Annotated in this window: 25 protein-coding genes; 21 read left to right on the top strand and 4 right to left on the bottom strand. The window is 40.9% G+C overall.

Annotated features, from left to right (window positions below; all coding sequences use genetic code 11):
- The first annotated feature begins 19 nt into the window (after nt 1-19).
- The 3 genes from LC036_RS14225 (at nt 20) to LC036_RS14215 (ending at nt 2,851) form a co-directional block, all read left to right on the top strand.
- Nucleotides 20-952, top strand: coding sequence for a diacylglycerol/lipid kinase family protein (locus LC036_RS14225; RefSeq protein WP_226583854.1), 933 nt, complete (start codon nt 20-22; stop codon nt 950-952).
- 153 nt (nt 953-1,105) lie between these two features.
- Nucleotides 1,106-1,912 (top strand): phosphotransferase, encoded by an 807-nt coding sequence (locus LC036_RS14220; RefSeq protein ID WP_226583983.1) that lies wholly within the window; start codon nt 1,106-1,108, stop codon nt 1,910-1,912.
- A 237-nt stretch (nt 1,913-2,149) separates the two neighbouring features.
- A complete protein-coding gene (locus tag LC036_RS14215; RefSeq protein ID WP_226583851.1) occupies nt 2,150-2,851 on the top strand; it encodes an SDR family NAD(P)-dependent oxidoreductase in 702 nt (233 codons plus the stop codon).
- 189 nt (nt 2,852-3,040) lie between these two features.
- On the opposite strand, the gene LC036_RS14210 is transcribed toward LC036_RS14215, so the two are convergent.
- A complete protein-coding gene (locus LC036_RS14210) occupies nt 3,041-3,214 on the bottom strand; it encodes a hypothetical protein (protein ID WP_226583848.1) in 174 nt (57 codons plus the stop codon).
- Nucleotides 3,215-3,476: 262 nt separating this feature from the next.
- Between LC036_RS14210 and trmB the strand changes: the two genes are divergently transcribed.
- Both trmB and LC036_RS14200 read left to right on the top strand, forming a co-directional pair.
- Nucleotides 3,477-4,121, top strand: coding sequence for a tRNA (guanosine(46)-N7)-methyltransferase TrmB (trmB, locus tag LC036_RS14205; protein WP_226583846.1), 645 nt, complete (start codon nt 3,477-3,479; stop codon nt 4,119-4,121).
- A 67-nt stretch (nt 4,122-4,188) separates the two neighbouring features.
- Nucleotides 4,189-5,043, top strand: a complete 855-nt coding sequence (locus LC036_RS14200; RefSeq protein ID WP_226583980.1) for a YtnP family quorum-quenching lactonase — start codon at nt 4,189-4,191, stop codon at nt 5,041-5,043.
- Nucleotides 5,044-5,080: 37 nt separating this feature from the next.
- On the opposite strand, the gene LC036_RS14195 is transcribed toward LC036_RS14200, so the two are convergent.
- Nucleotides 5,081-5,398 (bottom strand): PepSY domain-containing protein, encoded by a 318-nt coding sequence (locus LC036_RS14195; RefSeq protein ID WP_226583843.1) that lies wholly within the window; start codon nt 5,396-5,398, stop codon nt 5,081-5,083.
- Between the two features lie 150 nt (nt 5,399-5,548).
- Between LC036_RS14195 and LC036_RS14190 the strand changes: the two genes are divergently transcribed.
- Nucleotides 5,549-6,616 (top strand): M42 family metallopeptidase, encoded by a 1,068-nt coding sequence (locus LC036_RS14190; protein WP_226583840.1) that lies wholly within the window; start codon nt 5,549-5,551, stop codon nt 6,614-6,616.
- Between the two features lie 174 nt (nt 6,617-6,790).
- Nucleotides 6,791-7,291 (top strand): DUF84 family protein, encoded by a 501-nt coding sequence (locus LC036_RS14185; protein WP_226583977.1) that lies wholly within the window; start codon nt 6,791-6,793, stop codon nt 7,289-7,291.
- Between the two features lie 37 nt (nt 7,292-7,328).
- On the opposite strand, the gene LC036_RS14180 is transcribed toward LC036_RS14185, so the two are convergent.
- Together LC036_RS14180 and LC036_RS14175 are read right to left on the bottom strand one after the other, a co-directional pair.
- Nucleotides 7,329-7,772 carry a YtoQ family protein gene (locus LC036_RS14180; RefSeq protein ID WP_226583837.1) on the bottom strand — a complete coding sequence of 148 codons (444 nt, stop codon included), beginning with the start codon at nt 7,770-7,772 and terminating at the stop codon, nt 7,329-7,331.
- A 95-nt stretch (nt 7,773-7,867) separates the two neighbouring features.
- Nucleotides 7,868-9,985 carry a methyl-accepting chemotaxis protein gene (locus tag LC036_RS14175; protein ID WP_226583834.1) on the bottom strand — a complete coding sequence of 706 codons (2,118 nt, stop codon included), beginning with the start codon at nt 9,983-9,985 and terminating at the stop codon, nt 7,868-7,870.
- 189 nt (nt 9,986-10,174) lie between these two features.
- Here LC036_RS14175 and LC036_RS14170 point away from each other — a divergent pair, with 189 nt between their 5' ends.
- The 14 genes from LC036_RS14170 to motS all read left to right on the top strand — a co-directional run bounded on the left by LC036_RS14170 (nt 10,175) and on the right by motS (nt 24,700).
- Nucleotides 10,175-11,203 (top strand): PTS transporter subunit IIC, encoded by a 1,029-nt coding sequence (locus LC036_RS14170; RefSeq protein ID WP_226583831.1) that lies wholly within the window; start codon nt 10,175-10,177, stop codon nt 11,201-11,203.
- Entirely contained in the window at nt 11,196-11,549 is a 354-nt protein-coding gene (locus tag LC036_RS14165) for a thioredoxin family protein (protein WP_319004474.1), read from the top strand. The genes LC036_RS14170 and LC036_RS14165 overlap by 8 nt, the downstream gene beginning before the upstream one ends.
- Nucleotides 11,550-11,684: 135 nt before the next feature.
- Nucleotides 11,685-12,503 (top strand): DUF1444 domain-containing protein, encoded by an 819-nt coding sequence (locus tag LC036_RS14160; RefSeq protein ID WP_226583828.1) that lies wholly within the window; start codon nt 11,685-11,687, stop codon nt 12,501-12,503.
- A 3-nt stretch (nt 12,504-12,506) separates the two neighbouring features.
- The gene (gene ytpR / locus LC036_RS14155; RefSeq protein ID WP_226583825.1) at nt 12,507-13,112 is read left to right on the top strand and encodes a YtpR family tRNA-binding protein; all 606 of its coding nucleotides are present in this window, start codon (nt 12,507-12,509) and stop codon (nt 13,110-13,112) included.
- A 133-nt stretch (nt 13,113-13,245) separates the two neighbouring features.
- A complete protein-coding gene (locus LC036_RS18575; RefSeq protein WP_413229899.1) occupies nt 13,246-16,434 on the top strand; it encodes a DNA translocase FtsK in 3,189 nt (1,062 codons plus the stop codon).
- A gap of 101 nt (nt 16,435-16,535) precedes the next feature.
- Nucleotides 16,536-17,651, top strand: coding sequence for a nicotinate phosphoribosyltransferase (locus LC036_RS14145; RefSeq protein ID WP_226583822.1), 1,116 nt, complete (start codon nt 16,536-16,538; stop codon nt 17,649-17,651).
- Nucleotides 17,652-17,848: 197 nt separating this feature from the next.
- Nucleotides 17,849-19,144 (top strand): UDP-N-acetylmuramate--L-alanine ligase, encoded by a 1,296-nt coding sequence (gene murC / locus LC036_RS14140; RefSeq protein ID WP_226583819.1) that lies wholly within the window; start codon nt 17,849-17,851, stop codon nt 19,142-19,144.
- 192 nt (nt 19,145-19,336) lie between these two features.
- Nucleotides 19,337-19,756 carry a DUF948 domain-containing protein gene (locus LC036_RS14135; protein ID WP_226583816.1) on the top strand — a complete coding sequence of 140 codons (420 nt, stop codon included), beginning with the start codon at nt 19,337-19,339 and terminating at the stop codon, nt 19,754-19,756.
- A gap of 12 nt (nt 19,757-19,768) precedes the next feature.
- Nucleotides 19,769-20,191: a YtxH domain-containing protein gene (locus LC036_RS14130; RefSeq protein ID WP_226583814.1), complete on the top strand. Its 423-nt coding sequence runs from the start codon at nt 19,769-19,771 to the stop codon at nt 20,189-20,191.
- A 61-nt stretch (nt 20,192-20,252) separates the two neighbouring features.
- Nucleotides 20,253-20,576: a bacillithiol system redox-active protein YtxJ gene (ytxJ, locus tag LC036_RS14125; RefSeq protein ID WP_226583811.1), complete on the top strand. Its 324-nt coding sequence runs from the start codon at nt 20,253-20,255 to the stop codon at nt 20,574-20,576.
- Between the two features lie 152 nt (nt 20,577-20,728).
- Complete coding sequence (locus LC036_RS14120; protein ID WP_226583809.1) at nt 20,729-21,787, top strand: bifunctional 3-deoxy-7-phosphoheptulonate synthase/chorismate mutase; 1,059 nt, start codon at nt 20,729-20,731, stop codon at nt 21,785-21,787.
- Nucleotides 21,788-22,030: 243 nt separating this feature from the next.
- On the top strand, nt 22,031-23,032 hold the full coding sequence (gene ccpA / locus LC036_RS14115; RefSeq protein WP_226583807.1) for a catabolite control protein A: 1,002 nt from the start codon (nt 22,031-22,033) through the stop codon (nt 23,030-23,032).
- Nucleotides 23,033-23,082: 50 nt separating this feature from the next.
- Nucleotides 23,083-23,907 carry a flagellar motor protein MotP gene (gene motP / locus LC036_RS14110; RefSeq protein ID WP_226583804.1) on the top strand — a complete coding sequence of 275 codons (825 nt, stop codon included), beginning with the start codon at nt 23,083-23,085 and terminating at the stop codon, nt 23,905-23,907.
- On the top strand, nt 23,897-24,700 hold the full coding sequence (gene motS, locus LC036_RS14105) for a flagellar motor protein MotS (RefSeq protein WP_226583801.1): 804 nt from the start codon (nt 23,897-23,899) through the stop codon (nt 24,698-24,700). The genes motP and motS overlap by 11 nt, the downstream gene beginning before the upstream one ends.
- Nucleotides 24,701-24,745 lie beyond the last annotated feature (45 nt).

Raw genomic sequence — 24,745 nt, 5'->3', positions numbered from 1 at the left:
GAATTAGGAGAAATGTCTTATGTACATAATCATTGTCAATCCTTCAGCGGGGAATGGAAGAGCGGAACGATTATTTCGCACGCTGCAAAATGATCCAGTTTATAAAAAAACGAAATGCCGTACATTTGTAACAAAAGAGGAAGGACATGCCGAAAATATTGTGCGCCAGGTTGCAAGCATCCACTCTGAAACGATTGTATCGATTATTGTTGTTGGAGGTGACGGAACTTTACATGAAGTCATGAATGGTTTGCAGGACCATAGAGAAATACCTGTGTCTATACTGCCTGCTGGAACTGGAAATGATTTTGCGCGGGGGGCAGATTTGAATCGGGAAGGGGTGCAGTTGTTTCACGAAATTATTCAAAGACCAAAACCCCTTAAGGTCCAACTTGGTACCTATATACTTCATCAAAGGTATAAGCTTGGAGCTAGAAATTTCATCAACAGTATAAGTTTTGGGATTGATGGTATCGTCGTTTCAAAGGCAAACAATAACAAATATCGTAGGTGGCTTAAGAAATTGCACTTGACTAAGCTCACCTACCCGCTTGCTCTCCTTCGTTCATGGAATAAAATAAAACCGATTCAATTCGAGTTGGAAATTGATGGGGAAACATCCCCTGTAAAAGAAGCGATGATGGTTATAGTAAGCAATCACCCTTATTATGGAGGGGGGATGAAAATTTCCCCCGGAGCGAAAATACAAAGGTCAATTTTTCAGGTGACAATTGTAAAACCTGTGTCAAAGAAGAAGTTGTTTCTGTTGTTTTTAAGTGTTTTTGCAGGCAGACATGTGTTATTTAAAGAGGTCAAACAGGTCAAAGCCAGCACTGTGTCCATCCGATCAGAAGAATTGCTTCCCTTTCAAGTTGATGGTCAGGATGGAACTTGTACAGAGTGTTTTGTAAAGAAAGCGTCACCAAAGTCAACATTCTATGTTGATCAATAGTTATCTCTTGAAAGTTGACAGATCAATGAGTTAATCTATTCTAAGGTGACTCATGAATCGGTAGAAAAAATTTTGGATTAATACTAAAGTACGATATACTTAATTAGCAAATAATGACGTGATTCGATCACAAGAGGATTTGAGGAATTGAAGGTGAATTGGTTGGAACATATACTTGGTAGTAATTGGACTATAACACCGGCAGGCGGTTCAACAGGTGAAGCGTATTATGCCCATACAGAAGGAAAGCGTTTGTTCTTAAAACGAAATTCTTCTCCTTTTTTAGCTGTATTATCGGCTGAAGGTATCGTACCTAAGCTTGTTTGGACCAAAAGGCTGGAGAATGGGGACGTTATTACCGCTCAGGAATGGTTGGAAGGACGTGAGCTTAAGCCTGAAGAAATGAAACACCCGCGTGTTGCCGCTCTCTTAAGTAAAATCCACCATTCCTCTGAGTTACTTGATATGCTGATGAGACTCGGGAAACATCCTCTGACACCTGATGAAGTGCTGAAAGACATTAAGGAAAATCAGAAGGTCCTTGACCAAGTGGACCCAAAAATAGAAATTCATCAAGCCATCAAGTACCTTGAACATCATGTCAGTCATGTCCAACATGATGTTCACGTAGTCTGTCATTGTGATACGAATCATAATAACTGGTTGTTGTCTTCTACAGATCATCTTTATCTGATTGATTGGGATAACGCAATGGTAGCAGATCCTGCCTTGGATTTGGGGATGTTGTTGTACAATTATATTCCTGAAGACTATTGGGAGACATGGCTTGAGGAATACGGTATTCAGCCGGACTCCCCTATGTATGAGCGCATGAAGTGGTATTCGCTATCTCAAGCTTTATCATTTATCCAATGGCATCAAATGAGAGGCGAGTACCACGAAGCATCAGTTCGGACAGAAAAATTGAAAAAAATCATGAAAAAACACCTTATTTTATAAAAATAAGCAGAAGAGAAGCAGCTATCCGGCTATGCTTCTCTTTTTTTGTCCAAGCCCATATGTTATATAGATAAAGTGAAGGTATTCCTGGCTGTCTCAAGCTAGCACCGATGACTTTTAACGGTTCCTGCACTTTCGAATGGACAGAAGCATATTGCGAAAGCACTCATATGTCAAAGCTTCGCTTATTTAAGGGTAAGTAACTAGTATTACCTTAAACGATAAGGAGGAGTTTTTTTGAGTAAAAATGCTTTAGTGACAGGTGGGAATAGAGGAATCGGATATGAAGCATGCCGGCAACTGGCGCAGCAGGGGTTTAAAGTATGGCTCGGGGCTAGGAATGAAGAGAAAGGGATAAAGGCAGCCAATCAGCTCCAGGAGGAAGGTTTGGATGTCCATTCTATTTTTCTGGATGTGGCACAGCCTGATAAAATAGGGCAGGTCAGAGATGAGATTCTTCAGGAAGATGGGAAAATAGATGTGTTAATTAATAATGCTGGTATTTTCCCAGATAAAAAGAGTTCAATTCTCGATGTGGACACGGTTACTTTTGAGGATATACAATTGGTGAATTATTTTGGCCCGTATTTTTTGATGACAACATTCATTCCAGTGATGCTGGAAAATAATTATGGTCGTGTCGTTAATATAGCGGCTGAAATCGGTGTCAGTCATGCCTTGGATGCACCGATGGCCGGAGCATATAAAGTATCCAAGTATAGTTTAAATGCTCTAACAAGACTTTTTGCTGGAACGACTCGTCGAAAAGACGTCAAAGTAAATTCAGTCAGCCCCGGATGGGTCAAAACTGACTTAGGCGGGGAAAAAGCCAAGCGTAAACCGGAAGAAGCTATGGAAGGAATACTCTGGTTAGCCCAATTAGAAGAGGACGGACCCAATGGGAAGTTCTTCCGGGACAAAGAGGAATTAGACTTTTGACAAAATGCTCTGTTAAAGTCTGTTGTTAATTCACTAATCTTTCCATTTAAACCTTTCCTAACATCGAAGAATAGAAATGAGGCATATTCATTCATATGGGCCGTTAGGTTTGCTGCACAGAGGGGGGACGGGGAAACGATCCGCCCGTTCCATTAGATGGAATCTCATTTAGCGAAGAAAAACCGCTGCTTAGGCAGCGGTTTTTGTAGTAATTGGTGTATATTTAAGTTTCTTTTCTTTCACTTCAGTACTCATCATCTCAGTTAATTTCTCAAAAGGATATACAAATAAAGCGTAACCTGCAAACAGTACAGAAAATACGGCTAGGACAGTCATTTCAAACATTTTAGTGAGTAGTTTCATACGGGTTCCCATCACTCCTGTTTATTTTAATAAGTCATGTTATTTATCGTAAACTAGTAAGCGCTTACAACCCAACCCTTATTACGACGCGTATTCTTCCTCAAATACCGGTGAACTTTGATAATGAGAGACTGTTCCTCCTATAGTCATTCTTAAGTCTTTATTTACAGTTTTATGGGAGATTACAGTGATTTTATAAAAGATTTTAATTTTTGCCTTCTTCATGGTACTATTTTATCGACAAGAAGGAGGAATTCCACACATGCGTTTAAGAAATAAGCCCTGGGCTGATGATTTCCTTAAAGAGCAGGATGACATCGTAGTCCAGCAGCCGTTTGAACACAAAGGTCAATGGGGAGAGTTGTTTGAAGAGCCGAAACAGCCCCTTCATTTAGAGATAGGGTCCGGGAAGGGCCAATTTATCGCTGGTATGGGCCGACAGCACCCTGAGATAAATTTTGTTGGACTTGAATTCGTAAAAAGTGTCATTGTTGGCGCTGTGAAAAAAGTTATAAAAGCTGATACGAAAAATGTTCGTATGGTCAATGAAAATGCAAAGGATCTTAGAGAATTGTTTGAAGACAAAGAAATTGATCACATCTATCTAAACTTTTCTGACCCATGGCCGAAGAACAAACACGAAAAGAGAAGGTTGACGTTTAAAACATTCCTGGAACAGTATGAAGCGGTTCTTAAACCAGGAGGACAAGTTACTTTAAAAACAGATAATAAAGGCCTTTTTGAGTATTCTTTAGTAAGTTTCTCTGAATATGGAATGATCTTGGAGGATGTTTCTGTCGATTTACATGCAGATCAGGACCCCTTAAATGTTCCGACCGAATATGAGGAGAAATTTTCAGCCAAAGGTCAGCCTATATACCGCTGCACGGCACGTTTTACAACCTGATACCGCTTACAATAGCTCTAGTTACTATGGTAAACTAGAGCTATCTTTATATGGAGGGAATGGTTTGGTGGAGAAGATGAAAATCGGAAGAGCATCCCTGACCTGGCTTGACGGGGGCGTCACACATATGGACGGCGGAGCGATGTTTGGTGTTGTTCCAAAGCCTCTATGGAGTAAAAAGTATCCTGTGAACGAACGGAATCAGATTGAGTTAAGAACAGATCCTATCTTATTGGAAGTAGATGGGAAGAAGGTGATCATTGACGCTGGTATAGGCAATGATAAGCTCAATGAGAAGCAAATGCGAAACTTTGGTGTACTAGAAGAATCAAAAATCGATGCATGTCTGGAAGAACTTAGTTTAAGCCGGGAGGATATCGATATGGTTCTCATGACGCACCTTCACTTTGATCATGCCTGCGGACTCTCAAGATGGGAAAATGGAAAGCTTACCTCCTCTTTTCCTAATGCAGTGATCTATACAAGTCAGACAGAATGGGATGAAATGAGAAATCCTAACATACGGTCTCAAAATACCTATTGGAAAGCTAACTGGGAGCCTGTAAGGGAGCAAATACATACCTTTGTAGATAGGCTTGAAATTCTTCCCGGCCTTCAAATGATTCATACAAGTGGACATAGCGATGGTCACTCAATTATCGTCTTTGAAGACAAGGAGGATCTATTTATTCATATGGCAGATTTGATGCCGACACATGCGCACCAAAATGTGCTATGGGCTCTTGCCTATGACGATTATCCGGTTACTTCTGTCCATGAAAAGGAGAAATGGATGAAGTATGGTTACCAGAAAAATGCCTGGTATGTTTTTTATCATGATGCCATTTATCGGGCTCTTCGTTTTGATAAGGACGGAAGTATTATCGACCGTGTGAAACAAAAAGAACATAGTTACACATAATAAAAATACCCTCGCAGGGCGAGGGTATTTAATTTGCTTATGCAGTTGTTTCCGCTACATCGACAATTGTTCCTGTTTCGGTATCAATGTAGAATTCGAATTGAGATGTTTCGCCGTCCTGGTTCTTAGATATGCCTCCACGGTAAACATCATAGTTAATCCCATTCTTGTTTAACTCTTCAGGCTTCATGTAGATCCACGAACCGCTGATCGGTCCTTGCTTTTTAAAAGCTTCTTTCGCGATTTTTAATGCTTTCTCAGGGGTAACTCCCTGACCGTTGCTCATCTGTTCTTTGACAACATAGCCAGCTAATGCTCCTACACCAGCAGCTATCGCGACTTTTTTCCAGTTCATCAACCAATCACCTCACAACTAGTTTCTATCTTCAGTATACTAAATATTCCCGGTAAAAGGAAATCAAAACGTAGGAACCTGGCTGATTTGTAGAAACGTTTTTAAAATTCCGTTAAAATAACAAAAGAAGTAAAAAAAGGAGATGTACATATGAACCAAGAGACACAGAATCTTTTTAAGGTATTAACCGAAATGCCGGGTGCACCAGGGAATGAACACCTGGTCCGTCAGTTTATGAAAAAGGAACTGGAGAAATATTCAGATGAACTTGTTCAGGATCGTCTTGGCGGCGTTTTTGGAGTGAGGAATGGTAAAGGACCTACGGTAATGGTTGCCGGCCATATGGATGAAGTCGGTTTTATGGTTACCCAAATTACAGCTAACGGTATGATCCGTTTTCAGACGCTCGGAGGCTGGTGGAATCAGGTCATGCTTGCTCAACGCGTACAAGTGATTACGGAGAATGGCCCGGTTGTTGGTGTGATTGGATCTATCCCTCCTCATAACCTTACTCCGGAGCAGAGGAAAAAACCAATGGAAGTTAAGAACATGCTTATTGATATCGGGGCAGATGATCAGGAAGATGCAAAGGCTATTGGCATTAAACCTGGACAGACAATTGTACCGATATGTCCGTTTACACCGATGGCTAATGAGAAAAAAGTGTTGGCGAAGGCCTGGGATAACCGTTATGGCTGCGGGCTTTCCATCGAGCTTCTAAAAGAGCTTCAAGGAGAGAAACTGCCGAACAAGCTGTACTCTGGAGCCACCGTACAGGAGGAAGTGGGTCTGCGTGGTGCACAAGTGGCAGCAAATATGATTGATCCTGATATCTTTTATGCACTTGATGCTTCCCCGGCTAATGATATGAGTGGCGATAAAAATGAGTTTGGACAGCTTGGTAAGGGAGCATTACTGCGCATTTTAGATCGGTCTATGGTGACCCATAGAGGGATGCGTGAATTTATTCTGGATACAGCAGAAACACATAACATCCCTTATCAATATTTTGTATCTCAGGGCGGAACGGATGCAGGAAGAGTTCATATGGCCAATGATGGGGTTCCATCTGCGGTTGTTGGTATATGCTCGCGCTATATCCATACTTCATCTTCTATGATTCACGTGGATGATTATGCAGCTGCAAAAGAGCTGATTGTTAAATTAGTGAAAACGACAGACCAGAATACAGTGGACCAAATCAGAAGAAATGTATAATTCATCCAAAGTCACGCAAGCTGATGTCAGCAGGCGTGACTTTGTGCTAAAATGATGAAATATAAAGGAATAGATTTGGGACAGTGTTAAGTTCGAAGTTTTTAATAACTATGATTGAAGAGATAAACGGAAAAAGCTCTAAGATGAATGCGAAGAAGAAAGGTGCCTGTTATGTTGAAAATTTATGTAGGATCACAAAACCCTACGAAAATTGACTCTGTAAAGCATGTGTTTCCTGAAATGGAAATCATCGGAATGGAAGTTGAATCTAAAGTGGCCGCACAGCCCTTTTCTGATGAAGAGACATTAGAAGGCGCTATCAACCGTGCGCGTGAATGTGCTTCTCAAAGCAAAGCTCATCTTGGAATTGGCTTGGAAGGAGGGGTCATGGAAATTGAAGATGACCTTTACCTTTGTAATTGGGGGGCCCTTGTAGATAATAAAGAAAATGTATATACAGCAAGCGGAGCCCGGATCCTCCTGCCAGAAGAGATTAAAGCTGATTTAGAAAAAGGGAAAGAGCTCGGAGACGTAATGGATGTGTATGCGGACAAGCATGATGTTCGGAAAAAGGAAGGAGCCATCGGAATTTTTACAAATGGGATGGTTCGTCGTGAAGAGATGTTTACACATGTAGTGAAGTTATTGAAGGGTCAATGGTTAAACGAGCAATAAATAAGGATGCCTCCTTTTTTGAGAGGCATCCTTTTATTTAGGATTCAAAAAGATAACTTAGAACCTCTACGGCCTGATCAATGGTCTCAACCGTTGCAGTAGCCTGGTTGGAGAGTTCTTTTAGGGGATGAATCAATGACTCTGGTCTAATTAATAGGAGCGGCTTTTGTTGTTGAATGGCAGCACCAGCATCCATAGCTGTATTCCACTGTTTATACGATTCACCAAAATAAGCAATCACAGCATCTGATTTATTTAATAATACCTGTGTGCGAAAGTTATTAATAGATGACGCTGCATCATCACGAGCTACTTGGTTCGGCTGCTCGCCTAATACCTTTTCTCCTATATCATCAGACAACGCATGGTTTTCCTGAGGACCAACAAAATGAATGATCAAGTCTCTATCTGAAGTTTGTTTTCTTAACTGAGTACGCCAGTCATCGTGAATTTGTCCCGCTAAGTATACCGTTAGTTCCATTTTTTATCCCTCCCAAAGTAACGTTCTCCTTAAGTATGAAAGAGTAAAAGACTGAAGTCCAGTCATGCTGCTTCTCCATATTGACTTTAAGAGATTTATGAAGATCGTTTTTTATCTTCTATGAAAAACTGGTTGTCCGCAGCTTCAAACTCCTGATCAAGAGGTGGAGATTCTGCGATAGGATCAGTTGAAACTTCTTCTTGATGGTGTTCTTTGTCCTCATTTTCTTCTGTGTGCTCCTGAAAGGAAAACTGACTGACTTCAACAGCCAGCTCCTGTGACAGTGTCTCAAGATCTGCTGCTGACTGGTTTACTTGTTCAATGGAGGACATTTGGTTGTCGCTCGATGCTGCAACCTCTTCAGCTGTTGCTACAGCTTCTTCAGAGATAACGCTGATGCTGTATAACCTTTCTTTTACTTCTTCATTAGCTTGGTCCACGCTAAAAACAGAATCTTTCACTTGAATGATTTGACCATTCACCGAATGAACATGGGAAGAAATTTCGTCAAAAGCTCTTTTTGTATTCATAACCGCTTCATCCTGCGAAGTTTGGAAGTGGTGAAACTTATCTGCTTCCGAAGACAGAGTCTCCATCTGCTTCATCATCTGCTTCATCATCTCATGGATATTCTGTGCTTCTTGTTTAGAACGCTCAGCTAGTTTTCTTACTTCATCTGCAACCACTGCAAAGCCTCTTCCGGCATCCCCCGCGCGTGCCGATTCAATAGCGGCATTTAATGCCAAGAGGTTTGTGCTATCTGCTATATCTTCAATGGTTGATACGACTCTATTTACTTCTCTTGATTGTGTGGAAGCATTGTTCACTTCATATGCCATACGAGAAGCCAGCTCTATGAAGCTGTTGGACGTTTCCTCCAGTTCACCTACTGTCTTTAGTCCAGTATCTCCCTCATGCTTAGCATGATTAAGCCTTAACTCAATGTCATCCGTTACTTGTTTGGTACGTTGAATGGCCTCCGTAACTTCTTGAATAAATTGATTGGTTTCATCAATTTTTTGTGCTTGATCCTGGGAACCCAAAGCAACTTGATTAATGGCATCATTAATTTCAACGCCCTGGATTGTCGTCTGATTTGAAATCTCTGACAGCTGCTCTGATGACGTATTAAGAACATCTGTTGCTTGTAATACCTTTTTCACCGATTGCTCCATCTTTTCTGCCATGTTATTAAATTGTCTCCCAACGTCAGCCATTTCATCTTTAGAATCTAGCTGAACCCTGTGAGAAAGGTTTCCTTCCCCTAAGATCGAGGCACTATCCTTAAGTCTGTTTATAGATTTTGAGATCGAACGAATAAGAAAAGTACCGGTCAATAGAATAACAAGTACAGTTATACCACCTAACAGGATAAGCAGTGTGGTAATAAATTGTTGTTGGTTCTTTTGTTCCTTGGAAAAGGTTCCGTTCAATTCCTTTGCTGCTGCTTTTACTAGATTTACCTGTTCTGATACCTTGTTTGAGATCTGCTCAAATGAGCTGCGGATGTTCATCGCCTGAGTATAGGTATTGTCCATAGTATTCATCGTCTGTTCATACTTGAGTAAAGTTTTATCCAGGTTGGAAATCTGATCATTGGTGAGGCTGGAGGACTCTAATATCTCCTGGAATGACTGCGTACTGCTTTCAAACTTAGAGAGGGTTTCCGTGTTAGGGTTTTGAGTGTAGGCTTGTTCTTGTATTTTTACATTGAGAAGTGCATTCTCTAAAGATGGTTGGGCGTTTTCCCCGATGACTTGATTCAAGTCATTATAAGCGGTCACTGTGGATTTGCGTAACCCTTGGTCATTAGTAAAACCAATTAGTTTGTACATATTCACTAAAGGTTTCAATTCTTCTATGTACTGCTCAGCGCTTGTATGGATAGCTCGGAACTGTTTTTTTATGTCTGGATAGACCTCATATTTCCCGGCGTATTCAGCGGATGTTTCCTGCACATTGGTAATTGTAGCTTCGATTGCAGAAGCTTGTTCTTTGCTTGGATTATTAAAAAATGCCTGCTGTTCAAGTTTAGCAGCGGTCATAAGGGACAGAATTTCCTCACTGTCCGTCATTGCCTGCTGAATGTGTTGATTCTTAGCGGAGATATTCTCCTGCTTTTGGAAGAAGTAACTGGAAAAACTGATGATAATGAGTAAACCGATCAGGGATGCAATTAAAATAAAACGTAAGCGTCCTCTTATTGATTTCATGAAGCTCCCCCTTTATTATTTCGCTTAATTCTCTTTATACTGATTCATTATAGAACTTTCAGACTAGTAAAACAATAGACCCACGTGATTAATAAGATGAAAGTCTTAGTTGTAACTCTGAGGCTGATGTATTTACACTTGTTTGGATTAGGTGTATAATTTCTTTTGTTTTAGGTGGGAGGATAGATAATGAAAAATTTTCTTAGGAAAAAAGGTGTCCAGGTTTCGTTGCAGACCTACTTCATTACAGCATTAAGTTATATGGCGCTTGGTCTGTTCTCGTCCTTAATCATCGGATTGATTATCAAAACGATTGGCGAGCAGACAAGCCTGGGATTCATTTCAGAATCATTTATTGAGATCGGTACATTTGCCATGGACACCAAAATTTGGGGGAGCGCGATAGGTGCTGCGATTGCTTATGGACTTAAGGCACCTCCGCTTGTTATTTTTGCAGCCTTATTCAGCGGGGCTTTTGGAGCTGAATTAGGTGGACCTGCCGGAAGTTATATTGCAGCTTTATTTGCTACTGAATTTGGGAAGCTGGTTAGTAAAGAAACAAAAATTGATATTATACTTACACCTTTTGCAACTATTATCGTTGGTTATATCTTCGGAATTCTAATCGGCGCGCCTATAGGCCGGCTGATGACAGGCATCGGAGAAATAATTAATTGGTCGACACAGCAGCAACCGTTAATTATGGGGATACTTGTCGCTGTTCTGATGGGGCTGGCTTTAACAGCACCTATCTCTAGTCTCGCTATTGCCCTGATGCTGTCCCTTGATGGAATCGCAGCTGGAGCAGCAACCATCGGTTGTGCTGCTCAGATGATTGGATTTGCAACCATTAGTTATAAAGATAATGGTTTTGGAGGGGCATTAGCACAGGGAATTGGAACGTCTATGCTTCAAATAGCAAACGTGGTGAAAAAGCCGATTATTCTTTTACCCCCGACACTTTCCGGTGCGATACTAGCCCCGCTTGGAACCATGTGGCTGGTATTACAGAACAATGCTGCTGGAGCGGGAATGGGGACAAGTGGGTTTGTAGGTCAGATTATGACCTTTGAAACCATGGGCTTTTCGCTGGAAATTCTAAGCGCAATTGTAGTGCTTCATTTCATTGGTCCTGCAGTTATCAGCTACATATGTGCCTCCTGGTTTAGAAAGAAGGGGTGGATTCAGCCCGGGGATATGACGATTGAATATGATTAATGCTAAAATGTCTTTGGAGGTGACCGATATGATTACTCTAGAATCAGATCAACAATTAAAGCAGCTTACTGAAGATGGTTCTGTCATCTTATTATTCTCAGCTGATTGGTGTCCCGATTGCCGGATTATAGAACCGTTTCTTCCGGAATTAGAAGAGAAATTCTCATCCTGGACATTCGTTTATGTCGATCGCGACCAGTTCATTCATATTTGTGCTGAAAATGACGTGTTTGGCATCCCTAGTTTCCTTGCTCTTAAAAATGGTGAAGAAGTAGGGCGGTTTGTAAGCAAAGACAGAAAAACACAGGAAGAAATCGAAGAGTTCTTAACAAATGTAAATGGATAACTCAAGCTGTGCGCTTCGCACAGCTTGTTTACTTTTTTTGAAAGAGATAAATGTGTATAATAGAGTACGATGTGGCTAGAAGAAACGAGGCACATAAATTGGATTTTTTCTTCCATTAATTAAGGAGGAAACAGGATGAAAATGACCAGTATTAAAATGAAAAAGAAACTTGAGAATCGTCTTGCGAATGATGAGTGGAAAACCACATTCAACAGAGATAAAGATACGTTTAGAATTGAATGGGCAGATTCTGGAAAAGGGATCACCATTACATTGCCAAATGTTATATCCAAATACGAGGCACGCGGGGAAGAAGCGCTGGATGAATTAGAGGACCATATCCATGAAGCCTTACGTGTCATGAATGAAACGCATCATTTAACGGGGAAAGAGCAAAATATATTTCCTGTTATTCGTGCTGCTTCCTTTCCGACAGATACAGAGCAGGGGAAAAAACTCATTTATACAGAGCATACGGCTGAAACACGTATATATTACGCGTTGGATTTAGGGAAATCTTATCAGTTGATTGATGAAGAAATGCTGAATAAAGAAGGTTGGAACCTGGAAAGAATTAAGGAGGTCGCTGGTTTTAACGTGCGCTCCCTTCCAACCGACCTAAAAAAAGATCAGGTATATGGAAATGATTTTTATTTTCATGCAGCCCGTGATGGCTATGATGCAAGCCGCATTTTAAATGAAGCTTTATTGGAAAAACTTAAGGCTGAATGTAAAGGGGAGCTTGCCATCAGCATTCCTCATCAGGATGTCGTTATTTTTGCAGACATACAAAATCCAGAAGGATATGATATATTAGCTCAGATGGCTATGAAATTCTTCGCTGAAGGAACGGTTCCTGTAACGTCCTTATCCTTCTTGTATGAAGATAAAGAACTGGAGCCAATTTTCATTCTGGCCCAAAAGAAACCGAAAAAGGATCGAAAGGAAGAGTAGAGCATGCATGTATTTTATAATCGCCAGGGTATTGGTGACGTTTTAATTATCCCTATTAAAGAGGGAGACCGTGATACATTAAAAAAAGAGTCCTACGGAGATGTAGTGAAGATTACCGACGGTGAGGATGGATCCCTGCTGGGATATAACATATTTAATGCCTCTAAGTACTTCAACCTTGAGAGTCGAGGGAAAATGCGCTTGACAGAAGAGATGCTGACACCTATTAAAGATCTTTTCACTAAAAACCAATTGAATGATGTATTAGATTTTGACTTATCACCAAAATTTGTTGTTGGATATGTAAAAGAGAAATCTCCTCATGAAAACGCTGATAAATTAAGTGTATGTCAGGTAGACATTGGAGATGAAACACTACAAATCGTATGTGGTGCACCGAATATTGACCAGGGGCAAAAAGTGGTCGTAGCTAAAGTTGGTGCTGTTATGCCGGGTGGAATGAAAATCAAAGATGCTAAATTGAGAGGCGTGCCATCAACCGGAATGATCTGCTCTGCCAAAGAGTTGGATCTGCCTGATGCACCTAAGGAAAAAGGCATTTTAGTTTTAGAAGATGACTATAAAGCAGGCGAACCATTTGAAATATAAAAAAAGCAAAGCAGCCAGGCTGCTTTGCTTTTTTTGATTCAAAAGTCATATTTAAAGCGATTGTAAACCAAACTCCTCTATAAACCTGTTAAAATAAAGGTAATTAAAAGCATGATCTTAATGGGAAAAGAGTGTGAAAGTAATGTGGAAAGACTTAAAAAATAAAATGAAACGCTTATTGGATCAGGAAGAAAAAGAAGGCAGCCAGGAAACAAAGGATAAAAAGCAGCTACATAAAGACGAAAGCTATGAAGTAAACGCCAAAACAAAAATGACGTATCGATATCCGAAGCAGGGAGAGTTTCGTTTCCCTGTTATTCCTGACCAGCCGAGCCAATCGAACCAAGAGACTGAGGAGCCGGAAAGTTATCAGCGTAGACGACCTTCACGTAGAAAGACATCACCTGTGGAAAGTAAGCCAGAAGAGAACAGGCCTGAAAGAAGGAAGTCTACAAGGGAAAAGGAGGAAGAGGTTCAAGAGCTTCCTGAGACATCTCCTGTTCCTTTCACCCCCACAGATGTTCCTTCTCCAATCTATGGTTACCAAGCTAGACAGCTTACAAAGGGATTGGAAAAATTGGAGTACACCGTTGAGGAACAGACACAACCAGGCTTTTATACCGATTCAAACGAAGAGAAAAAATGGCAGGATCTACGAAAGAAACTGCGACAGAAAGTCAGTACAGACTGGAATAGAAAATCTGGAAGTAACGATGCGGAAATTCCTAAAATCAATGAATTAGCTGACGAAGTAATTGCCGAACAGAAAGAAACAAAAGAAGAAGCAGCTGCCGTTGAACAGGAGACATTTAAGGCTGAGTCATCTATTGAGGATAATCCAAACGATGCACAAATCGAACCGGAAACATTAGAGTTGCCGGGCAATAAGCATGAAGCGTTCCATCGGGACGAGTCAATTAGGGATCAATCGATTGAAGGGGAAGAAGCGGTAGAATCCTCTATGGAAAATGACGAAACAGACCTGCTCATACCTTCCGATGATCAGCATAAGGTGATTACGGATTCCAATCAATCATACTACGGTACAGCAAAATCCGATGAGGAAACACTGGAAGAAGAATCTCCTGAGCTAAATGGTCAGAACAACCTGGATGAAATAGAAGAATTGGAGTCCCACAAAGTAGAACGAACAGAAATGGAAGAAATAGAAGAAAACTACTGGAGTGAAGACGAGGAAAATTCAAGTGAAAAACAGTCAAAAGAAGGTTCTGTTGAGCAATCATCAGAGTGGATGAATAGTGAGAATGAATCATTCGATTGGGAAGAGTCCAGTGGTGGTCAATCGTCCGAAGGGGAGGAAGCGGCAGAGTCCTCCATGGAAAAAGATGAACCAGAACTGCCCACTTCTTTCGATGATCAGGATATGAGGGTTACCCATTCCGATCAAGCATACTACGATGCAGCAAAATCCGGTAAGGAAACACTGGAAGAAGAAACCCTCGAGGTGGATGGTCAGAACAATCAGGATGAAACAGAAGAGATGGAGTCCCATCCAGTAGAACAGACAGAGGTAGAAGAAATAGAAGAAAACAAATGGAGTAACGACGAGGAAAATTCAATTGAAGCAACGGGTGAAAAAGAGTCCAAAGAAGATACTGTGAATCAATCAAAAGTCCCGGACAAGACTATAGAAGATGATCAGCAGGATTCTGTGTCTAAGAATGCATCAAGTACACTTTCAAAAAAAGAGGAGAAACGAAGTGTCCCTTTCAATGTACTCATGACACCTAGAGATAAGCGTTCCCGTGATCGTAAACCTAAAGAAGCTTTGCAGACAGAAGAGAAAAACACTAAACCAAAAACGGAAGACTTATCTAAGGAGGCCAAACCCAGCCACCAGTCTGAAAGACAATCAGAAAGTGAGCGGGAAGTTTACACCAGAACGGAATATCAAACTCCTCTGCACTTATTAGAAGATCCTGTCCGCCCATCCTCTGATGATGACAGCTGGATTACAGAGCAAATGGATGTATTAGAAACAACTCTCCGCCACTTCCATGTACGGGCAAAGGTCATTAATGCGATGAAGGGACCGACAGTGACAAGGTTTGAAGTGCAGCCGGAACCGGGAGTGAAGGTCAGTAAAATTACGAATCTAGCTGATGATATTAAATTGAGTATGGCAGCTAAAGATATTCGAATAGAAGCCCCTATTCCAGGCAAGCAGGCCGTAGGAATAGAGGTGCCAAACCAACAATCGATGATGGTAGGACTACAGGAAATTTTTGAATCGGAAGCTTTCCAGAGCGATTCTTCTCCATTGTCTGTAGGGCTGGGTCTTGATATCGGCGGTGATTCAATCGTAACAAACCTTAAAAAAATGCCTCACGGCTTAATTGCTGGAGCGACGGGTTCAGGTAAAAGTGTGTGTATTAATACAATATTGATCAGCCTGTTATATAAAGCTCATCATGATGATGTTAAATTCCTGCTGATTGATCCGAAAATGGTGGAACTAGCGCCTTATAATGATCTTCCTCACCTTGTATCTCCTGTTATAACGGATGTTAAGGCTGCGACTACTGCTCTGAAGTGGGCTGTAAAAGAGATGGAAGAGCGTTACGAAAAGTTTGTACAAGAAGGCGTACGTGATATGGAACGTTACAATGACAAAATGATAAAGCAGGGCCGTGTATCAGAGAAATTACCATACCTTGTCATAGTTATAGATGAATTGGCTGACTTAATGATGGTTTCTCCACAAGATGTAGAGGATGCCATCTGTCGAATTGCTCAAAAGGCCCGGGCTTGTGGTATTCATCTTCTTTTAGCCACCCAAAGGCCTTCAGTAGATGTTATTACAGGACTAATCAAAGCAAATATTCCTACAAGGATTGCTTTTAGTGTATCCTCACAAGTAGACTCTCGAACGATTATAGATTCTGGAGGAGCGGAGAAACTGTTAGGTAGAGGGGATATGCTTTTTGTAGAAAATGGTTCCGGACAGCCCGTGCGAATACAGGGTGCGTTTGTATCTGATGATGAAATTGAACGGGTGACCAATCACGTGAAAAAAATAGCTCCGCCACAGTATTTATTCCACCAGGAAGAATTGTTGAAGCAGATCTCAACAGAAGAAGAGACCGATGAGTTGTTTGATGAAGCCGTAGAGTTTGTTGTGGCACAGAATGGTGCCAGTGCATCCCTTATTCAGCGGCGTTTCAAAGTCGGTTATAACCGTGCTGCCCGTTTAATTGATCAGATGGAAGACTACGGGATAATATCTGAACAAAAAGGGAGTAAGCCTAGAGATATATTATTAACAAGACAGCAAATAGATGAAATGATGGGTCAGAACTAGCCGGATTGTTCGAAAGGCTTGTGCAAAGGTGCTCAATTTTATATGATTGTTAAAGAATGATTTTCGAGTTACAACGACCTATATGTTTAAGGAGTTAAGCCATGAAGGAAATAGCATTAAAGTTAAATGGTGAAATCAGCCGACTTACAAATAAAACGTTTAAATTCGATGAGCGTGTCGCAGAAGGATGGTTTTCTGCTGTGTATTTTCTAAAAACACGGGATATTGTGGAAAACCATCTTCCAGATAATGAAGTGACTATGCAGTTTTTTCAGAAGGATCATGCGGTTCTATGTGGAACCGATGAAGTGATTGCGCTTATTCACACCTTTGCTGATCACCCTGAAGAGTTAGAAATTCACTCATTAAAGGATGGAGACAAAATCAGTCCTTATGAAACCGTCTTGACCGTCAAGGGTCCCTATCAATATTTTGGGTTCTTAGAAGGCATTATTGATGGGATATTAGCCAGACGTACGTCTGTAGCTACGAATGTTTATAATGTAGTAAAAGCAGCCCGCTCATCGGGCAAGCAGAAGCCTATTATTTTTATGGGAGATAGGGATGACCATTTCACCCAACAATCCGGTGACGGGTACTCCGCATTTATCGGAGGGTCCACAGCACAGGCAACCCATGCAATGAACGAATGGTGGGGGAAAGAAGGAATGGGGACAATGCCCCATGCTTTAATTCAAATGTTTAAAGGGGATGTTGTGGCTGCAACAAAGGCGTATCACCAACAATTCCCCGATGATCAATTAATGGCATTAGTAGACTATAATAATGATGTCATTACAGATTCGCTGAAAGTTGCCCGCGAATTTGGTGATGAACTAAAGGGTGTTCGTCTTGATACATCACGAAACTTGGTAGATAAATACTTCCTGAGAAACCAGCACCTAATGGGTACATTTGATCCTAGAGGTGTAAACCCGGAGCTTATCTTTGCATTGAGACGCGCTTTGGATCAAGAAGGTTTCAGACATGTAAAGATTGTTGTAAGCGGAGGGTTTACTAAAGAGCGTATACGGGCATTTGAAGAGAAGAAAGTTCCTGTTGATATGTATGGAGTTGGTGGCAGTCTACTAAAGATTGGAATTGGATTCACAGGGGATAATGTTTTGATTGATGATGAACCTGAGGCTAAAGAAGGAAGAAGATATAAACATAACCCAAGACTTGAGTACGTGGAATACACAGAATTAGACAAGTGAACTTACGAGAAGGCATAAGCGCGGATGCGTTTGTGCCTTTCCATTAGTTTTTTATTACTTTTTCTTCAGCGATATCCATGATAAGATAAGGAAATGCAAACAGGTGATGATGATCTACTTATCTTTGAATCGCATATCAACATTTGTTACATATACTATACTTAAAGTGACCCACTTTATTTTGGAGGTTCTTGTTTATGACAACTTACCATTTTATTGGTATCAAAGGAACAGGAATGAGTTCGCTTGCCCAGATTCTTCATGACTCTGGTGAGAAAGTTCAAGGATCAGATGTAGAAAAGCGCTTTTTTACACAAGATGTATTAGAATCTAAAAATATAAAGATTATGCCTTTTTCGAAAGAAAATATTACAGAAGGACTAACGATTATTGCAGGGAATGCTTTCAGTGATGATCATGAGGAAATCCAGGAAGCCAAAGAGCTGGGACTGCCTTATTATCGTTATCATGACTTCTTAGGTGAATGGATCCAACAGTATACCAGCATTGCTGTTACAGGTGCTCATGGCAAGACCTCTACAACCGGTCTGCTTGCTCATGTGCTTTCGGAAAATCACCCAACCTCCTACCTAATAGGTGATGGAACGGGGAAAGGGCATGAGGACAGTCAATATTTTGCGTTTGAGGCATGTGAGTATCGCAGACACTTTTTATCTTACGAGCCGGACTATGCCATCATGACCAATATTGACTTTGATCATCCTGATTATTTCAAGAGTGTTGAAGATGTATTTGATGCATTTCAACAGATGGCAAAGCAGGTTAAAAAAGGAATCATTGCCTGCGGAGACGATGAGCATCTGCAGCATATTCAAGCCAATGTACCTGTCTTATATTACGGTTTAGCAGACACAAATGACTTTCAGGCACAAAACATTACAGAAGGTTCAGAAGGTACGACTTTCGATGTCTTTGTTCGTAATAATTATTACGATACATTCACCATCCCTCAGTATGGGAATCATACAGTTCTGAATGCTTTAAGTGTAATAGCCTTATGTCATTATGAACATATGCAGCCTGAGCAAATTAAAAAGCTGGCAACATTTAAAGGTGTAAAGCGTCGTTTTACGGAAAAGGTATGGGGAAATCAAGTGTTGGTTGATGACTACGCACACCATCCGATTGAAATTACAGCAACGATTGAGACGGCACGCAAGAAGTATTCTGACCGTCCTGTTGTTGCGATTTTTCAGCCGCATACGTTTACTCGAACGAAGACGTTTTTAAATGAATTTGCAGACAGTCTTAAAGAAGCGGATTATGTCTTCTTATGTGATATTTTCGGCTCTGCCCGTGAAAATGAAGGAAAATTAACGATTGATCACCTTCAAGAGTTAATTCCAGACTCACAGGTGCTTAACCTGGAAGAAACATCGCAGTTAGCAGACTACGACAATGGGGTTCTGTTATTTATGGGTGCCGGGGATATCCAGAAATTTCAGGAAGCCTATGAAAATCAAAAAAACTAAAAAAATGTGCGGCTTTTATGTAGAAGCCGCATGTTTTTTATTATGAAGCAAAGAAAAACCTCAAAATAAAGAGGATTTTTTGTTTACCATAGCGAATATGTCCATTTATAAGTAGCCCTCACGTTTAAAAATACCTTTTTAGGGTATAAACTAAACTGTGTTGGATTACATAAGAAGGAGTGTGCAGGGGGAATGATTATTATTCTTTACATTGCTGCATTGATCGCAGCAGTGGCATTTGCTGTTCTTGTTATCTTCTTAGCAAGAACGCTGACGGCTGTACGCCGTACAATGAACAACGTTGCTGACACACTTGAAGGTGTTGAAAAGCAAATGGAAGGAATCACCTTAGAGACAACCGAGCTCTTGAATAAGACTAATAAATTAGCAGAAGATGTAGGCGAAAAATCACAGAAGCTTAATACTTTAGTCGATGGAGTCAAGGGTATTGGAGACTCTGTTCAAGAGTTTAATCAATCCATCAGGTCCGTATCCAGAGGTCTTACACAATCAGCTAATGAAAATACGGACACGGCTGCCCAGGCCTTAAAATGGGGCAAAGTGGCCATTAATTTGTGGAAAAAGGCCAAGAAAGAAGATATTAAATCTTAAGGAGGAGTTATGATGGGTCAACAAAACAATGAACAAAACAATGGAAGAGATTTCGTACTAGGTTCCTTGATCGGTGGACTGGTCGGTGCAGCTGTTGCTTTGCTGTTTGCTCCTAAATCAGGCCGGGAACTTCGTGAGAATATCAATCATAATTCATCTGAATGGAAAGAGCGTGCTGGTGAATGGAAAGATGTAGCCTATGAAAAAGGCGGCGTCTGGAAAGATCGTGCAGTAGAGTCCTCTTCTCAATTTTCTAAGAGCTTTTCTGAGAAGTCTCAGGAATTAAGCGGAAAAGTAAAAGATAAAGTGAAAAATTTCCGTACAAGTGAAGAAGATGAAGCAGAAAAAGCTGCTCAGGAAGTTGCTGAAGCTATTGAGGAAGCAGCCCAGGAGCTTGAAAAGCAACAGGATTCAACGACATCATCTAATCTTTAATACGTATGTGATGGAGGCTGCACCGTCAGCCTCCATCATTTTTATTTAGGGAGGAATCAATATGAAACCACAAGTGATTGATCATAAGGATACATGGGAAGAAATCATGGAACGTAATGAAAGTTTTTTCTTGCTGAAGCATAGTTTAACTTGTCCAATAAGTGCAGCAGCCAATAATCAGTTCGAGCGTTTTGTCGATCAAACCGATGTCCCGTGTTATGTATTGTATGTTCAAAAATCCCGGGAGCTTTCGAATTATATTGCTGAAACTTACCAAGTCCGACACGAATCTCCGCAAGCTCTTTATTTTAAAAATGGCCAGGTTGTCTGGCATGACAGTCACAATGCAATCACTTCAGAACGTTTAAAAAAGACGAGTGAATAAATAAAGAGTAAAAGTTCAGAATTTTTTCTGTAGAATTTGATGAAATCCCCTAATAGGGGTGACAACATTCGAAATTTTAGCTATAATTGTCCCTAATTATTTAAAAGTAATTGCCATATTCAATTCTTAATACTTTGTAGGGGGACGAACAAATGAGTAATCAAAAGCTTGATCAGTTACGTAATCAATTAGATGGTGTAAATTTAGACCTTCTAAGTTTAATCAATAAACGCGGTGAACTGGTAAAGGAAATTGGCCAGATTAAAGAACAGCAAGGGATGAATCGGTTTGACCCAGTACGTGAAAGAGCTATGCTGGATCAGTTGTCCCAGCATAACAATGGCCCTTTTGAGGATTCAACGATTGTTCATTTGTTTAAAGAAATTTTCAAAGCCGCATTAGAACTGCAGGAAGATGATCATAGAAAAGCGCTTCTTGTATCAAGGAAGAAAAAGCCGGAAGATACAGTTGTTGAAATCAAGGGTGAGAGAGTAGGGGACGGAAACCCTTCATTCGTTATGGGACCATGTTCAGTGGAAAGTTATGAGCAGGTTTCAACAGTAGCAAAAGCCGTGAAGGATCAAGGGCTTAAATTGCTTCGTGGGGGAGCTTTCAAGCCAAGAACTTCTCCTTATGACTTCCAAGGGCTAGGTATTGAAGGGCTGAAAATGCTTAAGCAGGCAGCTGATGAGCAGGATTTAGCTGTTGTGAGTGAAATTGTGAACCCGGCAGACCTTGAGGAAGCATTGGATTACCTTGATGTTATTCAAATTGGAGCGCGTAACATGCAGAACTTCGAACTTCTTAAAGCCGCTGGTTCCGTCAACAAGCCTGTATTACTGAAAAGAGGAATGTCGGCTACGATCTCAGAGTTCATTAATGCAGCAGAGTACATTATCTCTCGAGGAAATGAGAATATCATTCTTTGCGAACGAGGTATCCGCACATATGAAAAAGCAACAAGAAATACATTAGACATATCTGCTGTTCCAATCCTGAAACAGGAAACTCACCTGCCTGTTATGGTAGATGTAACGCACTCTACAGGGAGACGTGATCTATTGCTTCCAGCAGCTAAGGCTGCATTAGCGATTGGAGCCGATGGTGTTATGGCAGAAGTTCACCCGGATCCTGCTGTAGCTTTAAGTGATTCAGCTCAACAGATGGATATTCCGACCTTCCAATCTTTCATGGAAGAGCTAAAAAAATAAATGTGGAAATAAGTTAGGCTGTCTTACAGCCTAACTTATTTTTTTGTCATAGATCTCTATATTAGGAAAACTATAAAAAAGAAGAGTATAGGTATCCTTTTGCAGCTATCTCTCGATCCGTTATAATGGTTAGGGTATAATATTTCATAGAATGAGGACGAATATTGCGCAGCCAAGCGATCTATCGTATGATTATTCTATTGAGTATATAGTACGATTGGATTCGATGAAGGAGGAAGCAAGATGAATGTAACAATATATGATGTAGCAAGAGAAGCTAATGTATCCATGGCTACCGTTTCCCGGGTAGTGAATGGAAACCCGAATGTTAAACCAGCAACAAGGAAGAAGGTACATGATGCTATTGAACGCCTGGGGTACCGTCCTAACGCAGTTGCCCGTGGTTTAGCGAGCAAGAAAACGACGACTGTAGGAGTTATTATTCCAGACATCTCCAGCATATTCTTTGCTGAGCTGGCCCGGGGAATTGAAGACATCGCTACAATGTACAATTACAATATTATCTTAAGTAACTCAGACCAGAATAAAGATAAGGAACTTCATTTAATTAATGCCATGCTTGGTAAACAGGTAGATGGCTTAATATTTATGGGTGGAAAAATCACTGAAGATCATATTCGTGAATTTAAGACATCCTCTGTACCTATAGCTTTGGCAGCTACAGTAGACGAATCGAAAGAAACGCCATCTGTTAATATTAATTACCAGGAAGCAGCCTATGAAGCAACACAATTGCTGCTAAATCATGATAATCAACGCGTAGCTTTCGTTGCTGGTCCAGAGGATACAGTGATTAACACTGAAAAATTAGAAGGCTATAAGCGTGCAATGAAAGAGCACGGACAAGAGAATCCGGACGAGCTGATTATTTCCGGAGACTATTCTTATGATTCAGGACATGAAGCTTTGGAACAGATTCTAGAAATGGAGCAGCAGCCAACAGCTGTCTTTGTGGCTTCAGATGAGATGGCTTTAGGTGTGATCCACGGTGCACAGGACCGAGGTATCCGCGTTCCTGAAGATTTGGAAGTCTTTGGCTTTGATAATACTCGTCTTGCCACGATGGTACGTCCGACCCTGTCTACGGTTGTTCAGCCTATGTATGATATCGGTGCTGTGGCTATGCGCCTGTTGACGAAATTTATGAACAAAGAAGAAGTGGATGAGCAGAATGTTATTTTACCTCACCGAATTATTGAAAGAAACTCAACTCAGCAGAAATAGTACCGATATATAAAGTAAAGGGTACTTGTTCGAACTGAGGAGAGTGTGGAATGACGAAAAAAGATTTATTGACTCCTATAGGAATCACCATTGGGTTTGCCATGGTTATGTTTGGCATTATGTCGAATGCTGGTTTTGGAGGAGTTGCATCCTTCATACAAATATCCTCGATCGTAATCGTGTTGGGCGGATTAGCAGCAGCCTTGCTTGTCAACTTCAATATGAGTGAAGTGAAATTGACTTTCCGCGTTACGAAGGAAGCGTTCAAAAAAACTGACATGAATTTGAGGGAATTGATTTCCCTCTTCGTCCGCCTGTCTGAGAGAGCACGAAGAGAAGGGCTCCTGGCTTTGGAAGCTGAACTTGAGGAGGTAGAAGACCCTTTTATTAAAAAAGGGATTCTGCTTGCCATAGACGGTATTGAACCCGAAGTTATCAACGATATTATGAAAGCGGAGCTTGCAGCCGTAGAAGAGCGTCATCAGAGGGGCAGAGCAATTATAGAGAAGGCGGGGGAATATGCTCCAGCGTGGGGGATGATCGGTACGTTGATCGGTCTCGTCCTCATGCTTTCAAGTTTATCTACGCCCGAAACCTTAGGACCTAAAATGGCTGTTGCCCTGCTGACGACCTTCTATGGTACGCTATTAGCCAATCTGGTCTTTATTCCCATGGCAAGTAAACTTGAGAATAAGACGGACCAGGAAATTTTCATGAAACAAATCATTATTGAAGGTGTTATTGGTGTGCAGTCGGGTCAAAATCCTAAGATCCTGGAAGAAAAACTGAGTGCTTTTCTATCTGAAGATGATAAGAAGCTTGCAGAGAGAGAAGAGCAGGAGGAACTTTTGGGAGAAACTGCCAATGAAGCGTAGAGTAAAGAAAAATAAGCAAAATGGAAATCCTAAATGGATGACTACATATGCCGATATGATCACTTTGATCCTGGTGTTTTTCATTTTATTATTTTCTATGTCCCAGATTAACCTTGATAAATTTGAAGCTATCGCTGAGAGCTTTCGTAACCGGATGGTCCTTGACTTTTATCCTTCTGCTGTGGAGAATAAACATCCCACAGAACAAACGAAAATGAAGGAAAACGGTGAAATGGGCAATGAATTTGAAATCCCTGACGAAAACTCATTGGAATTAGCTGAAGATGAAATCAATAAAGAGAAAGAAAAGGGCTTGGAAGAATTAAAAGAAGAAATTGATGAATACCTCGAGGAAAATGATCTTGGTGACATCATCTCTGCTACACAATCTGAACGAGGTGTAGTACTTATTCTTGAAGAGCAGCTGCTTTTTGAGACAAGTCAAGCGGAGATTTTAGACGGAGCAAAACCTTTTCTTTCAAAAGTAGGAACTTTACTTGAGAATATTCCAAACTTCGTTAAAGTTGAAGGCCATACCGACAACCGTCAGATATCGACCTTCCGCTATCCATCCAACTGGGAGCTGTCTGCTGCCAGGGCCGGCAGCGTGATCCGATATGTGATTGATCATACGCCATCGCTTGATCCTAAGCGCTTTACAGCTGTTGCTTATGGGGAAACAAGACCTGTAGTCCCAAATGATTCAGAAGAAAATTGGAGTAAGAATAGAAGAGTTGAAATCGTTATTTTAGATCCTGAATACGGAAATTCCACAAAGAAAGAGCCACTATAACGGATAGTGGCTCTTTCTTTTATTCAGGAAAATAGAAATTTTATT

It is taken from the genome of Halobacillus litoralis (assembly GCF_020524025.1).
In the GTDB taxonomy this organism is placed as follows: domain Bacteria; phylum Bacillota; class Bacilli; order Bacillales; family Halobacillaceae; genus Halobacillus; species Halobacillus litoralis_D.
This window is presented reverse-complemented; position numbering and strand designations above follow the sequence as displayed.

Coding starts and splice junctions, on each gene's coding strand:
- LC036_RS14225 (WP_226583854.1), top strand. CDS start 20: ATGTACATAATCATTGTCAATCCTTCAGCGGGGAATGGAAGAGCGGAA.
- LC036_RS14210 (WP_226583848.1), bottom strand. CDS start 3,214: ATGAAACTACTCACTAAAATGTTTGAAATGACTGTCCTAGCCGTATTT.
- trmB (WP_226583846.1), top strand. CDS start 3,477: ATGCGTTTAAGAAATAAGCCCTGGGCTGATGATTTCCTTAAAGAGCAG.
- LC036_RS14195 (WP_226583843.1), bottom strand. CDS start 5,398: ATGAACTGGAAAAAAGTCGCGATAGCTGCTGGTGTAGGAGCATTAGCT.
- LC036_RS14190 (WP_226583840.1), top strand. CDS start 5,549: ATGAACCAAGAGACACAGAATCTTTTTAAGGTATTAACCGAAATGCCG.
- LC036_RS14180 (WP_226583837.1), bottom strand. CDS start 7,772: ATGGAACTAACGGTATACTTAGCGGGACAAATTCACGATGACTGGCGT.
- LC036_RS14175 (WP_226583834.1), bottom strand. CDS start 9,985: ATGAAATCAATAAGAGGACGCTTACGTTTTATTTTAATTGCATCCCTG.
- LC036_RS14170 (WP_226583831.1), top strand. CDS start 10,175: ATGAAAAATTTTCTTAGGAAAAAAGGTGTCCAGGTTTCGTTGCAGACC.
- LC036_RS14165 (WP_319004474.1), top strand. CDS start 11,196: ATGATTAATGCTAAAATGTCTTTGGAGGTGACCGATATGATTACTCTA.
- LC036_RS14160 (WP_226583828.1), top strand. CDS start 11,685: ATGAAAATGACCAGTATTAAAATGAAAAAGAAACTTGAGAATCGTCTT.
- ytpR (WP_226583825.1), top strand. CDS start 12,507: ATGCATGTATTTTATAATCGCCAGGGTATTGGTGACGTTTTAATTATC.
- LC036_RS14145 (WP_226583822.1), top strand. CDS start 16,536: ATGAAGGAAATAGCATTAAAGTTAAATGGTGAAATCAGCCGACTTACA.
- murC (WP_226583819.1), top strand. CDS start 17,849: ATGACAACTTACCATTTTATTGGTATCAAAGGAACAGGAATGAGTTCG.
- LC036_RS14135 (WP_226583816.1), top strand. CDS start 19,337: ATGATTATTATTCTTTACATTGCTGCATTGATCGCAGCAGTGGCATTT.
- LC036_RS14130 (WP_226583814.1), top strand. CDS start 19,769: ATGGGTCAACAAAACAATGAACAAAACAATGGAAGAGATTTCGTACTA.
- ytxJ (WP_226583811.1), top strand. CDS start 20,253: ATGAAACCACAAGTGATTGATCATAAGGATACATGGGAAGAAATCATG.
- LC036_RS14120 (WP_226583809.1), top strand. CDS start 20,729: ATGAGTAATCAAAAGCTTGATCAGTTACGTAATCAATTAGATGGTGTA.
- ccpA (WP_226583807.1), top strand. CDS start 22,031: ATGAATGTAACAATATATGATGTAGCAAGAGAAGCTAATGTATCCATG.
- motP (WP_226583804.1), top strand. CDS start 23,083: ATGACGAAAAAAGATTTATTGACTCCTATAGGAATCACCATTGGGTTT.
- motS (WP_226583801.1), top strand. CDS start 23,897: ATGAAGCGTAGAGTAAAGAAAAATAAGCAAAATGGAAATCCTAAATGG.